11 protein-coding genes are annotated in these 12,922 nt (G+C 62.6%); 2 read left to right on the top strand and 9 right to left on the bottom strand.

Translation table 11 applies throughout. From position 1 onward, the window contains the following. Positions 1-128: 128 nt before the first annotated feature. The 9 genes from AC193Q_RS08825 to AC193Q_RS08785 all read right to left on the bottom strand — a co-directional run bounded on the left by AC193Q_RS08825 (position 129) and on the right by AC193Q_RS08785 (position 10,126). Positions 129-338, bottom strand: a complete 210-nt coding sequence (locus AC193Q_RS08825; RefSeq protein ID WP_102357207.1) for a hypothetical protein — start codon at positions 336-338, stop codon at positions 129-131. 220 nt (positions 339-558) lie between these two features. Beyond that, on the bottom strand, positions 559-1,947 hold the full coding sequence (locus AC193Q_RS08820; protein ID WP_121185995.1) for an amidohydrolase family protein: 1,389 nt from the start codon (positions 1,945-1,947) through the stop codon (positions 559-561). A 12-nt stretch (positions 1,948-1,959) separates the two neighbouring features. Further along, on the bottom strand, positions 1,960-3,315 hold the full coding sequence (locus tag AC193Q_RS08815) for a nucleobase:cation symporter-2 family protein (RefSeq protein ID WP_121185993.1): 1,356 nt from the start codon (positions 3,313-3,315) through the stop codon (positions 1,960-1,962). 247 nt (positions 3,316-3,562) lie between these two features. Continuing rightward, a complete protein-coding gene (locus tag AC193Q_RS08810) occupies positions 3,563-4,603 on the bottom strand; it encodes a CobW family GTP-binding protein (protein WP_121185991.1) in 1,041 nt (346 codons plus the stop codon). Positions 4,604-4,705: 102 nt separating this feature from the next. After that, entirely contained in the window at positions 4,706-5,335 is a 630-nt protein-coding gene (locus AC193Q_RS08805; RefSeq protein WP_483879629.1) for a UbiX family flavin prenyltransferase, read from the bottom strand. An 11-nt stretch (positions 5,336-5,346) separates the two neighbouring features. Continuing rightward, positions 5,347-6,732 carry a UbiD family decarboxylase gene (locus tag AC193Q_RS08800; protein WP_121185987.1) on the bottom strand — a complete coding sequence of 462 codons (1,386 nt, stop codon included), beginning with the start codon at positions 6,730-6,732 and terminating at the stop codon, positions 5,347-5,349. 326 nt (positions 6,733-7,058) lie between these two features. Continuing rightward, on the bottom strand, positions 7,059-7,964 hold the full coding sequence (locus AC193Q_RS08795; protein WP_003224037.1) for an amidohydrolase family protein: 906 nt from the start codon (positions 7,962-7,964) through the stop codon (positions 7,059-7,061). A gap of 4 nt (positions 7,965-7,968) precedes the next feature. Next, the gene (locus AC193Q_RS08790) at positions 7,969-8,898 is read right to left on the bottom strand and encodes an amidohydrolase family protein (RefSeq protein ID WP_086792694.1); all 930 of its coding nucleotides are present in this window, start codon (positions 8,896-8,898) and stop codon (positions 7,969-7,971) included. Between the two features lie 337 nt (positions 8,899-9,235). After that, positions 9,236-10,126, bottom strand: coding sequence for a LysR substrate-binding domain-containing protein (locus AC193Q_RS08785; protein WP_121185985.1), 891 nt, complete (start codon positions 10,124-10,126; stop codon positions 9,236-9,238). A 117-nt stretch (positions 10,127-10,243) separates the two neighbouring features. Between AC193Q_RS08785 and AC193Q_RS08780 the strand changes: the two genes are divergently transcribed. Then, entirely contained in the window at positions 10,244-10,708 is a 465-nt protein-coding gene (locus tag AC193Q_RS08780) for a (2Fe-2S)-binding protein (protein ID WP_041073291.1), read from the top strand. Further along, entirely contained in the window at positions 10,708-12,921 is a 2,214-nt protein-coding gene (locus AC193Q_RS08775; RefSeq protein ID WP_121185983.1) for a xanthine dehydrogenase family protein molybdopterin-binding subunit, read from the top strand. Before AC193Q_RS08780 ends, AC193Q_RS08775 begins: the two co-directional genes overlap by 1 nt. Position 12,922 lies beyond the last annotated feature (1 nt).

The following is a 12,922-nucleotide window of genomic DNA, read 5'->3' as shown; positions in this document are numbered from 1 at the left end:
AGATCAAAAGATCGTCCGATCGCGGCCCGAGCCTGCGGCAGCTCCTACAGTTGGATTGCATTCAAACTGTAGGAGCTGCCGAAGGCTGCGATCTTTTAGTGGCCACCTGTAGGAACGAATTGGTTTGATCAACCGGGCCGGTCATTTTTACTTGCAGTGCCCTGACGTCGGTCGGGGCCGTCAGGGTTGCCCACATCCAGCAACCGTCGTTCGACCAACACATTCTCCAGTGCCTGACGCTCGACCGGCGCCATCTGGTGTTCGCGCTTTTTCAGCTCCAGCAGAATCGGGCTGGACCAGGTGCGATAAGTCTGTTCGATGTTGCGACGCGACGTCATCAGTCTCTCCTTGATCAAGAGCCCGGTGTAGCTGGCAGGGGCTCAATCCGATGAGGGAATAACGTTAGTCGACAAACCCCGAATCCGCGAATGACTCAATGTTTTGTGGGAGCTGGCTTGCCAGCGATAGCAGTGGGTCAGTCTCTGCTGCATTGACTGAACGCCCGCCATCGCTGGCAAGCCAGCTCCCACAGGGTTTTGCATTGAATGTGAGATCGGATCAATCGTCGACGTTCATCATCGCCTGCACACCTTCCCACGCCTCGGTGCGCATCCGCTCAATATCCAGCCCCGGAATCACGCCGTTATCGACCACGATCCGGCCGCCCACCACACTGTATTTCACCGTGATCGGTTCCCCTGCGACGACGGGTGCAACCGCGCAATCGTGGAAGCCGAAGAAGCGTGGATGGTCGAGGCTGTAGATCACCAGATCCGCCGCTTGCCCGACTTGCAGTGTACCGACCGCGCCCAGTCCCAATACCTGTGCACCGCCCGCCGTGCCCCAGTGGATCACGTCTTCGGCGGTGGTCGCCGAGGCGCCTTGTTCGGCGCGGTGGATCAGCCACGCGGTGTTGGCTTCGCCGACCATGCTCCCGGATTCGTTGGACGCCACGCCGTCGACGCCGAGGGAGATCGGCACGCCAGCCTCAAACATTTGCGGCACCGGCGCGACGCCGCTGCCCAGGCGTGCATTGCTTACCGGGCAGTGCGAGACGCCGCTACCGGTCTGGGCGAGCATGCGGATTTCCCCCGGTTGCAGGTGCACGGCGTGGGCGAACCAGACGTCGGGGCCGAGCCATTCGTGTTCGGCGACGAATTCCACCGGCAGGCAGTTGTACTTGTCGCGGCAGAAATTCACATAGTTCTGGGTTTCCGACAGGTGTGTGTGCAGGCGCAAACCGAGGCCGCGCGCGGTGTGCGCCAGTTCGCGCAGCAGGGTCGGCGGCAGCGAGAAGGTCGGCGTGGTGGGCGCGACGACCACTCGGCGCAGGGCGTCCGGGGTGTCCTGGTGATACCGCGATTTCAGCCGCTCGATATCGCCGACCATTTGCTCGAGGCTTTCCGGTTGCAACGCCGTTTTCGAGAAGCCCGGGTGCGCGCTGGCGGATTCCAGCGCACCACCGCGACACAACACAAAGCGCAGCCCGAACTCATCGGCCAGATCAAACAACAGATCCCCGGTTTCGGTCGTGCCGTGAGCATGGTAGAGATAGTGGTGATCGGCGCACGTCGTCACACCCGACAGCAGCAACTCGACCATGCCCAGACGGGCGGCGATCCTTGCCAGTTGCGGGGTAAAGCGGTTCAAACGCGGGTAGGGCACACTCGCCAGCCAGCCTTGCAGATCCTGATTCAAACCTTCGGGCACGGCTTTGAGCAGGTTCTGGAACAGGTGATGGTGGGTGTTGATCCAGCCCGGATAGACCACGCTGTTGCGCGCATCGATCACCCGTTCGCCGGGGTGTGGCTCAAGGTCGGCGGCCATTTCGGCGATGCGTCCGTTGATCACGCGAATGTCCACCGCGCCGGCCCGGGCACGCGGACCGCGCAGGCCGGTCATCACCGCGAGCGGGTTTTTGATCAGGATGTTTTGAAGTTGAGTCATGTCAGGCTCCAGTCAGAGAATGTGCGAGGCGGATTTGCCGGCTGTGGTGTCTGGCACGCTGACGCCGTTGAGCGCCGCGTTGAGCAGCACCGACACCAGGCAGGCGATGACCACGCTGCTGTGCAGGAACGGCTGTGACCACTCGGGCAGTTGTTTGAACAGCGTCGGCGCGAGCACCGGTACCAGCGCGGCAGCGATGGTGAAACCGACGATCAACACGTTGTAGCGATTGCGTTCGTAGTCGACCTTGGCCAGGGTCTGGATGCCCGCCGCCGCGACCACGCCGAACATGGCAATGCCGGCACCGCCCAGCGCCGCCGTCGGCATCGAGGCGATGATCGCCCCGGCCTTGGGCACCAGTGCAATCGAACACATCAGCAGGCCACTGACGGCGACCACCCAACGGCTGCGCACGCCGGTCAGGATCACCAGACCGACGTTCTCCATGAAGGCGATAAACGGGAATGCGGCGAACATTCCGGCGATGGTGCTGGCCAGGCCATTGGCGCGCAGGCCGTTGACCACTTGCTGGTCTTCCACCGGTTTGTCGACGATGTCGCCGATGGCCACGAACAGCCCCATCGACTCGACCATCTGCACGATCATCACCACCACCATGGTCGCGATAGGGATCAGGCTGAACGTCGGCAGGCCGAAGTAGAACGGGTAGGGCACGGTCAGCCACGGCGCCTCTTCAACACTGTGGAAATTGCCCATGCCCAGACCGTAGGCCAGACCGGCGCCGACCAGCATGCCCACCAGCACCGCCATGTTGCGCAGCAGCGGACTGCCATAGCGATTGACCAGCAGAATGGTCAGCAGCACCACCACCGCCACCGCGAGAAAGGCTGGTGCGCCGAAGTTGCTCGCGTTGCGTCCACCACCGACCCATTCATAGGCAATCGGGAACAACTGCAGACCGATCACGGTGACGATGCAACCGGTCACCACCGGCGGGAAAAACCGCCGTAACCGGCCCACGAACGGGGCCATCAACAGGGTGAAAATTCCTGCACCGATCACTGCGCCGCAGACCCCGGGGAAGCCCACCTCGGGGTTGCTGCCGATGGCGATCACCGGGCCGACGCTGCTGAACGCCACGCCTTGCAGGATCGGCAGGCGCACACCGAATTTCCAGAAACCGACGGTCTGCAACAGGGTGGCAATGCCCGAGCAGAACAGCGTGGTGCTGATCAGCACCACGGTATCGGCGTGGGACATTTTCAGGGCGCTGGCAACGATCAACGGCACGGCGATGGCGCCGATGTACGAGACGGCCATGTGTTGCAGGCCGAGGGTGAGCATCTGTCGCACCGGCAAAACGCGGTCGACGGGGTGCACGGTGGAGGAAGGAGTGGCTGACGACATGGGGAATCACCTCTGGCTGTTTTTATGCGGTAGAGAGGGGTATTCGTCTGATGCCGCGCAGCTCAGGAACACAGTGCAACCCTGTGGGAGCTGGCTTGCCAGCGATGGCGATTTAGCAGTCACCATCTTTATCAACCGACAGTCTGCTATCGCTGGCAAGCCAGCTCCCACAGATTTTGTGTTGTGCAAAAATCTGGCATCAGTCATTCGTGCCCGAAGCCGCCATCCACCGGCTCCGATGCCTTGTTCAGCCTGCCAGGCAGGCGGCAAAGCCCTGGTTCAGCGCCGCGCGATCCAGGTCGCGGCCGATGAACACGATCTTGCTCGAGCGGGGCTCCGTGCCCCAGGCGGTCGAGGCGCGGAACTCCACCAGGCTGTGCACGCCTTGCAGCACGTAGCGCTGGTCTTCGTTGGCCACGGCGAGCACGCCTTTCATGCGGTAGAGGTTATCGGCCTGGGACGAGCGCAGTTCGCTGATCCAGCGGTGGAACGCCATCAGGTTGACCGCACCGTCCACGGCGATGCCCACCGATGACACGCTCGGGTCGTGTTCGTGGTCGGGCTCATCATGGTCGTGGTGGTCATGGTGGGCGTGCTGTTCAGCGCCGATTTCCATGAGCTTCTGCGTGCATTCGAAGGCGCCGATGCCGAGGATTTTCGTCAGATCGATCTGCGCATGAGTGGAGGTCACCAGATCCGCCGTGGCGTTCAAACCACGGATCTTGTCGCGCAGGGTTTCCACTTCACCGCTGCTGACCAGATCGACCTTGTTGATGACGATGCGGTCGGCGCAGACGATCTGATCCACGGCCTGATTGTCGACGCCATCCAGTTGCAGATCCTCCAGGTGCTGGGCAATGTGCTTGGCATCGACCATGGTCACGATTGCATCGAGTTCGACGTCTTCGGCAATCGGGTCATTGATGAAAAAGCTTTGCGCCACCGGGTACGGATCGGCGAGGCCGCTGGTCTCGATCAGGATGTGATCGAGGCGCACCGGGCGCGCCACCAGTTCGCGGACGATGCGCACCAGATCCTCACGAACCTCGGCGGTGCAGCACACGCAGCCATTGACCATTTCGTAGATTTCTTCGGTCTCGGAGCTGAGCACCAGATCGCCGTCGATGCCGACCTCGCCGAACTCGTTTTCGATCACGGCGATCTTGCGTCCGTGGTTTTCCTTGAGGATGTAGTTGAGCAGGGTGGTTTTGCCGGCACCGAGGAAGCCGGTGAGGATGGTCACGGGGATTTTGGTGTTGCGGGTTGGGGCGTTGAAGGGGGTGTTCATCTGGAGCTCCTTTGATTGGCGTTTGTGGCGAGGGGATTTATCCCCGATGGGTCGCGAAGCGGCCCCAAAATCTGCAATTGCGCTGTGTCAGGAAAATCTCATTCACAGGTTTTGCGACTGCTGAGCAGTCGGTCGGGGATAAATCCCCTCACCACAGGTATTCATATCCACATTGGGATTTGGGTGTTCTTTCCAGCGGGTGGCAACGCCGGCATCGAGGCCGAACAGGTCGAGCACTCTGCCCAGGCTGTGATCGACCATCTGCGCCAGGCTTTCGGGCCGGGCATAGAACGCCGGCACCGGCGGGGCGATGATCCCGCCCATCTCGGTCACGGCCGTCATGTTGCGCAGGTGGGCGAGGGTCAGCGGGGTTTCGCGGGCCATCAGCACCAAGGTGCGGCGTTCCTTGAGGGTGACGTCGGCAGCGCGGCCGATCAGCCCGGACGACGTGCCGGTGGCAATCTCCGCCAGGGAGCGCATCGAACACGGCGCGACCACCATGCCCAGGCAGCGAAACGAACCGCTGGCGATCCCGGCGGCGACGTCATCGGCGCGGTGGTAGTGGCTGGCGAGCGCAGTGACCTCGGCCAGTTTGTAGTCGGTCTCGTGGGCCATGGTCAGCAGCGCGGCGCGGCTGATGATCAGGTGGCGCTCAATGTCCAGTTCGGCGAGCAATTGCAGCAGACGCACGCCATAGATGAAGCCGGACGCACCGCTGATGCCCACAACCATCCGCTGGCGGCTCACGATGCAAGGCCTTTGAGCAACACCCGCGCACGTTCAAGCACATCCTGATCCAGCTGCGCCTTTATCCCGTCGAAGCCTGAACCGCGTGTGGCATCAAGCCCCATGCGCGAAGTGGTGCCGTTGACCGATGACGACGGATCCAGCGGGCTGCCGGGCAAGCCATCGATCACGAAAATATCCAGATGCGGCTGGAAGTGCGTGGCCAGTGCCCACAACACCTGACTGTCGTCGGTGATGTCGATATCGCTGTCCACCGCGATCACGTTTTTCAGGTACGGATCCCAGCCGAGCAGGGCTAGCATGATCTGCCGCGCCTCGCCGTCACGGCTCTGATCCAGCGCCACGTAGCAATGAAAGTGGGTGCCGGAATTCGGGTAGTGCACGGCGGTGACAGCGGGGAAACGCGCCTTGAGCTTCTCGCTCATTTCCGCTTCGCGGGGCAGTCGGGCGAGGGTCAGGTGTTCGGCGTAGCGGCCGCCCATCACGTCCACCAGCCAGGCATCCTTGCGCCGCAACAGGGTGTCGACGCGCAGCACGTTGTTGGTCGAGCGATCCGAGGAATAACCGCTGAACTCACCGAACGGGCCTTCCTCGGCGTAGGCCGTCGGGTCGATGGCGCCTTCGAGGACGAACTCGGCGTATGCCGGGACGCCGATGCCGTAACGCGGGGTCTTGACCAGTTCCAGCGGCGCGCCGAACAAGCCACCGGCGACGGCGCGTTCATCGCTGCCGTAGGGCAAGCGCGCTGCCGCCGCGAGCATGAACAGCGGATGTGCGCCGACCACCATCGCCACGCGCAATTCTTCACCGCGTTCACGGGCGGTCTGCAGCATTCGCCACAAATGTCCGCGCGAGTGCAGGCTGGTCGCCAGGGAATGGCGGGCGTGGCGCATCGAGCGGTGGTAGCTCATGTTGGCGATGCCGGTCAGCGGGTCCTCGGCAATGATGATCGCGTTGGTGATGTACGGCCCGCAATCACTGTCGAAGTGCTTGAGCATCGGCAGCAGCGCCAGATCCACGGCTTCGCCTTCGAACACTTCATCAAGCACCGGGCCGCTTTCTACGTAACGCGGGGCAATGGGCTGGTTGGCGCGCTGCTGGAAGGTTTCGTGCAGTTGCGCAGGCGTGACACCGAACAACCGCGCGATGCGGGTGCGGGAGGCGAACAGGTTGGTCGCCACCGGCACCTTGAGGCCGCCGACGTTTTCGCAGATCAGCAACGGATCGCGGCCCTGTGCGGCGAGGGCATCGACCAGGGCGGTGACGTCCTGATCGGCAGAAACGGGTTGGGTGATGGTGAGCACATCGTCCGGGTACTCACGGCGATAGGCATCGATGAACACGTGAAAGTCCTGAGAATCGCCGAGCGTCGAACGGGTCATGGTTTCACCTCGTAAAAAGCAGGCACGCAGGGGTGAGAAGGCGTTCGATCGAGCAGCCGTTGGCCTGCCGGTCGAGGGAGCGCCGGGTCATCTTCGTGCCTGTAAAGTCGCTGTGTTGTTGCAGTGTTGCCTTGTGGGTGACATTTGTGGCGAGGGGATTCATCCCCGATCGGCTGCGAAGCAGTCGTAAACCAGTCAGCGCGGTCTGCCTGATACAACGCGGTTGCAGGTTTTGGGGCCGCTGCGCAGCCCATCGGGGATAAATCCCCTCACCACAGGGTTCCCTTGTGCCCCAGGAATCAGCGTTACCCAGGAATCAGCGTTGCCTAGAGATACGTGGTCGTCAGGCGAATATCCGCCTCAACCAGATCCTTCGGCGGTGGCGTCGGTTCGATTCCGCACAACCGCGCGATGTTGTTGCCCAGGTAATCCTCCAGATGATCCTCATCGATGCCCAGACCTTGCGGCGCCGGTGAGCACAACACCTCCAGCTCGCGCAGCCACATGCCCGGTTCGTTCGGCGGCGAGTCGGTGCCGAACACGATCTTGTTGCGCGGCAATTCCTTGGCGAATTCGACGATCCGCGACTGGAAGCACCAGCCGGATTCGCAGTACACGTTCGGCGTGTCCATCGCCATCCAGAACGCCTCGAACGAGTAGTTGCCACCGGTCTGGATGCCGAAGTGGCCGATGATGAAATTGACCATCGGGAACTCGCGGATGATCGGGTAGAACATCGTCGGAATGGTGTACGGTCCGTCGCCGGTATGGATCAGCACCACGATGTTGTACTTGGCGCAGACTTTCATTGCCGGACGCAGCCAGTCCAGTGCCCGATCCGGGCGATAGCCGTGCATGTTGGCGTGCAGCTTGAGCATCTTGAAACCGTATTCCTTGATGTGGAATTCCAGCTCCGCCGCACCGTTTTCCGGTCCCCAGCGCGGGTTGAAGTTGAAATTGCCGATGAAGCGGTCCGGATACTTCACACAGAGTTCGGCGACGTACGACATGTAGTCACGCACGCCTTCGCGGCCCCGACGGTTGCCGTCGCGATAACCGGTGTTGCCCGGTGGCGGCTGGATGAAACCCATGTCGATGCGGCGTGGCTTGCCGTTGATCATGTACGGGCCGTCCATCAGCTTGAGCATGCGCTCGCCAGTGAACGGTTCGCCGGTGTGGCGCCAGGCCTCGTCGACCAGATTGGTGGGGTGCAGATGGGTGTCGATGATCATCGGTTCAGCTCCTGGCCAGTTGCGTGGTGACGGGGCGCTTGAGTTGCGCCTCTGCTTCGGAAACGGAACGCGGCGGCGGGGTGGGCTCGAGGCCGATCATCCGCGCGGTGTTGTTGCCCAGATACTCTTCGAGGGTGTCCTCGTCGAGGTTCAGGCCCTGCGGCGGTTCGTGGCACAGCACTTCGAGCAGGCGCAGCCACATGCCCGGTTCGTTCGGCGGGGTGTCGGTGCCGAACAGGATCTTGTGCGTTGGCAAGACCTTGGCGAACTCGACGATCCGCGATTGCAGACACCAGCCCGATTCGCAGTAGACGTTGGGCAGCTCCATCGCCCATTGCATCGGTTCGAACACGTAGACCCCGCCGGTCTGCACGCCGAAGTGGGCCATGATGAAATTCACGTTGGGGAATTCCTTGATCATCGGCACCCATTCCGACGGGATGCTGTACGGCCCGTCGCCGGTGTGCAGCTTGACCGGGATGCCCAGTTCGGCGCATTTCTCGAAGCACGGGCGCACCCAGTCCAGCGCCCGGTCAGGCCGGTAGGCGTGCATGTTGGCCTGCATCTGCACCATCTTGAAACCGTGTTGCTTGACGTAGCGCTCGATCGCCTCGACGCCGTTTTCCACGCCGCAGCGCGGGTTGTAGACGAAGCAGCCGATGAAACGATCCGGGTAGGTCTGGACCATTTTCAGGGTGTAGGCCATGTAGGCGTCGATGGATTCACGGCCCGAGAGTTCGCCGTCGGTCCAGGTGTAAATCGTGTTGCCCTGCGGCGGCTGGATGAAGGCTTTGTCGATCCGGCGAGGCTTGCCGTTGACCATGTACGGGCCATCCATCATCTCCAGCAGACGCTCGCCGGTGAACGGGTCACCGTCATGCCTCCAGGCGAGGTCCACGAGATCCGTGGGATAGCAGCTGATATCGATGATCATTGAAGTCGATCTCCTGATAGCGGGGAAGGGAGCCTTGCGGCTCTCGGCATCCACGCCCCGGGCAATCGGCCATTTCTATGCGCAGGTCTCGCGCATTCCCTCGCCTGTTCGCATCCGGCCCGGGTGGGTGGTTGCTGAGGGCGAGTATTGGAAAGGGGGGAGGGGTTCGTACAATATTAATTGGGCGCGCTGGTGATACTTGGGCGATATGGTTTGGGTTTCAGGGTGAATGTGCCGACGCCATCGCTGGCGAGCCAGCTCCCACAGGTTTTTGTGGTGTGACAAAGATCGGATCAACACTTCGATCACTGTGGGAGCTGGCTTGCCAGCGATGGCGTCAAGTTTGTGTACGCAGGGCCAACTGTTTGATGGCTTCAACCACCGGCGCCACCCGCTCAGCCTGCCCATGCGGCCACACCGCGTAGAGGTTGTAATGCGCAGCAATCTGCGCCTCGTTCAACGCCACCAGCTTCCCACTGCGCAACGCATCGGCGGCGAGCAAACCGCGCACCAGCCCGGCGCCAACCCCGGCTTCGGCAGCCGCAATCAGGTTGGCCGCATTATCGAAAATCACCCGCGCCGCTGGCTCCACCGGGGGCATTCCGGCCGCATCCAGCCACGGAATCCACGAGCGTCGCGTATAGCCCAATAGCGGCAATTCAAGGATCTGCGCCGGGCTCAACGGCAACTGCAAACCACAGCGCTCAAGCAACGCCGGCGAAGCCACCGCCAGCACCCGATCGCCGCAGATCTGCGTCATCTCGCAGTCATCCCAATCGCCATAGCCGTAACGCAACGCCAGATCCACCCGCTCGAAGCTGCTGCGATCACTGCGCGGCATCGATAACAGGGTCACCTCGTAATCCGGCAGTCCGTCGAGCAATTCCGGCAGGCGCGGATTGAGCCAGCTCTGCGCCAGTTCACTGTCCACATCCAGGGTCAGGCGCTGCGCCACGCTGCGGTTTTTCACCGAGGACAGGGCCCGGTCGATCTGCGCCAGCCCGTCCGCCAGTACGCTGGCAAACAACTGCCCGGCATCGGTGAGGTTGCTGCCGCCGCCTTCACGCACGAACAACGGCTGACCGATGAAATCTTCCAGTGCGCGAATCTGCTGGCTGATCGCACTGTGAGTCAGATCGAGCTTGCGCGCCGCGCTGGAAAAACTGCCGCTGCGCGCCGCGTGGATAAACGCACTCATGGACTGCACCGACGGGTATCGCTTGTACATGTTGTTAGTCCTGCTTACAGCGGTTGGCAGAAATCGTCGCTGGCTGCGGTTTGCCCGGGTTTCCAATAATCGGTCACCAGGCCCGCACAAAGACGGGCCGCTCTTTGGAGCCTGACAATGATCGCATTCACGGTAAACGGCGAACGACGCGAGCTGGATGAAGCGTCCCCCTCCATGCCCTTGTTATGGGTACTGCGTGATCAACTGAAACTTACCGGCACCAAATTCGGCTGCGGCATGGGCCTGTGCGGTGCCTGCACCGTGCATCTGGACGGCGTCGCGGTGCGTTCCTGCCAGTTGCCGCTGGCCGCCGTCGCGGGCCACAGCATCACCACCATCGAAGGCTTGTCGCCGAGCGAGAGTCATCCGCTGCAACTGGCCTGGGTCGCCGAAGATGTGCCGCAATGCGGCTACTGTCAATCCGGGCAGATCATGTCCGCCGCCGCGCTGCTCAATACTGGCGCGGCAGTGACCGACGATTCGATCCGCAATGCGATGAGCGGCAATATCTGCCGTTGCGGCACCTACGGGCGGATCAACAAAGCGATCAAACGTGCGGCGAACGCGCCGAAGGAGGCGTGATGAGGCTGCGCGACGACACCTTGCTCGAACCGTCCCGCCGGGTGTTTCTCAAGCAAGCGGCGACGGTCGCTTCGGGCCTGGCGATTGCCCTGTACCTGCCGTCCGGTAGCGCCGCCAGCGACTCGAAAATCCCGGCGGCGGCCACGGAATTCGAGCCCAACGCCTGGGTGCGGATCTTCCCCGACGGCACGGTAAAGCTGGTGGTGCACAAGCACGATTCCGGCACCGGCACGCAAACGGCACTGGCCGCATGCGTAGCCGAAGAACTGGATGTGAACCCGATGACCGTGCAGGTGATCACCCCGGAAGATCCGTTCTTCGAGACCTACATTCATCCGGTCTGGAAAGTCTTCTCCACCGGTGGCAGCACCAGTGTTTCTCTCGAATACGAGCGCTTGCGCATGGCCGGCGCCACGGCGCGGGCGTTGCTGATTGCGGCAGCAGCGAAGCAATGGAAAGTCAGCCCCGACAGCTGCAGTACCGAAGACGGCCGGGTCATTCACCCTGCCAGCAAACGCAGCCTCAACTACGGCGAACTGGTGGGCGTGGCGGCGCATTTGCCGGCACCGGCCAATGTCACGCTGAAAGATCCGGCGCAGTTCAAATACATCGGCAAACTGCGCCACAAGCGCGATGCCGCGGCCAAGGTCTGCGGGCGCTTCAAGTACAGCATCGACGTGCAACTGCCGGGGATGCTGGTGGCAGTGATTCAGCGCGCGCCGGTCGTCGGGGCGAAGGTCCTCAGCGTGGATTCGGCGGCGGCATTGCAGGTGCCGGGCGTGCGCCAGGTGATTGCAGTCCCCGGGCGCCCGGACGTGCTCGGTGGCAACCTGGAAGGCGTCGCGGTGCTGGCCGAGACGTTCTGGGCGGCGCAGCAGGGCCGCAAAGTGCTGGAGATCAAATGGAGCGACTCGCCACTGGCCGGGTTCGACAGCGCGGAACTGGCCGCGGCGCAAGCGGCCGCTATCTCCGACCCGAAAAGCCGGACCATCAAGGCCATGACGCAGGGTGATGTTGACGCGCAATGGCCGCAGGCGGCGCAGCTGATCGAAGCCGATTACCACATGCCGTACAAAGTACAGAACCCGCTGGAACCGATCTGTATCACCGCACAGGTCAAGGACAACGCGATCACCTATTGGGGCGGCGTGCAGGTGCCGTCGTCGGCGCTGGAAGCCGCGCAAACAGTCTGCGGCATCGCCAAGGACAAGGTCACCATCAACGAGCTTGTGTCCGGCGGCAGCTTCGGTGCGCGGGAGGCCAAATACTGGTTGTTCGAAGTGGCGTTTCTGGCGCAACAGACCGGCGTGCCGGTGAAGTTACTCAACAGCCGCGAAGACGAAATGCACGCACTGTTCAATCACCCGGCGACGCTGCACCGGGTCAAGGGCGCACTGGATGCCCAAGGCAAACTCAGCGCGCTGCAATTGCACGCGGTGTCACCGGCCTCGCCGGAGCAGTGGGAGCCGGGTTACTTCGAGCGCCCGGATCACATGGATTACAGCACCACCGAGGCGATCACTGCATGGGACTTCGCCTACCGTCCGCCGCATCTGCAGTTGAACTGGGTCAAGCACGAAAGCCAGGTGCCGAGCGGCTGGTACCGCTCGGTGAGCTTCATTCCCAACGTGTTCGCCATCGAAAGTTTCATGGACGAACTGGCCCACGCGGCCGGCGCCGATCCGTTGGCCTTCAGGCTGGCGAACATGCAGGAACGGCCACGGCATGTGGCGGTGCTCAAACAGGCTGCCGAACGCGCCGGGTGGGGCCAGCCGCTGCCGCCAGGCACTGCGTTGGGGATTGCCACCCATCAGGGTTACAGCAGTTTTATCGCCGTGGTGGCGCGGGTCGCGACGGTCGATGGCAAACCGAAAGTCGAGAAGCTGACGTGTGTGGTCGACTGCGGTCTGGCGGTGTCGCCCGGCGGCGTCGAGGAGCAGATCTACGGCGGCCTGATGTGGGGCCTCGGTCATGCGTTGTTCGACCGGCTCGACATCCAACAGGGCAGGGTGGTGCAGAGCAATTTTCACGACTACCGCGTGACCCGCATGTCGGACATGCCGGCCACCGATATCGTGGTGCTGGATGGCGAGCCGGGTAAACCCGGTGGCGTCGGCGAGTTGGGCAGTCCGTCGGTGGCCCCCGCGATTGCCAACGCTCTGTTTGCGTTGACCGGCGTGCGCCAGCGGTCGACACCGCTGAGCCTGGGGTAAG

Source organism: Pseudomonas sp. F2 (assembly GCF_057174385.1).
This window is presented reverse-complemented; position numbering and strand designations above follow the sequence as displayed.

Coding starts and splice junctions, on each gene's coding strand:
- AC193Q_RS08825 (WP_102357207.1), bottom strand. CDS start 338: ATGACGTCGCGTCGCAACATCGAACAGACTTATCGCACCTGGTCCAGC.
- AC193Q_RS08820 (WP_121185995.1), bottom strand. CDS start 1,947: ATGACTCAACTTCAAAACATCCTGATCAAAAACCCGCTCGCGGTGATG.
- AC193Q_RS08815 (WP_121185993.1), bottom strand. CDS start 3,315: ATGTCGTCAGCCACTCCTTCCTCCACCGTGCACCCCGTCGACCGCGTT.
- AC193Q_RS08810 (WP_121185991.1), bottom strand. CDS start 4,603: ATGAACACCCCCTTCAACGCCCCAACCCGCAACACCAAAATCCCCGTG.
- AC193Q_RS08805 (WP_483879629.1), bottom strand. CDS start 5,335: ATGGTTGTGGGCATCAGCGGTGCGTCCGGCTTCATCTATGGCGTGCGT.
- AC193Q_RS08800 (WP_121185987.1), bottom strand. CDS start 6,732: ATGACCCGTTCGACGCTCGGCGATTCTCAGGACTTTCACGTGTTCATC.
- AC193Q_RS08795 (WP_003224037.1), bottom strand. CDS start 7,964: ATGATCATCGACACCCATCTGCACCCCACCAATCTGGTCGACGAGGCC.
- AC193Q_RS08790 (WP_086792694.1), bottom strand. CDS start 8,898: ATGATCATCGATATCAGCTGCTATCCCACGGATCTCGTGGACCTCGCC.
- AC193Q_RS08785 (WP_121185985.1), bottom strand. CDS start 10,126: ATGTACAAGCGATACCCGTCGGTGCAGTCCATGAGTGCGTTTATCCAC.
- AC193Q_RS08780 (WP_041073291.1), top strand. CDS start 10,244: ATGATCGCATTCACGGTAAACGGCGAACGACGCGAGCTGGATGAAGCG.
- AC193Q_RS08775 (WP_121185983.1), top strand. CDS start 10,708: ATGAGGCTGCGCGACGACACCTTGCTCGAACCGTCCCGCCGGGTGTTT.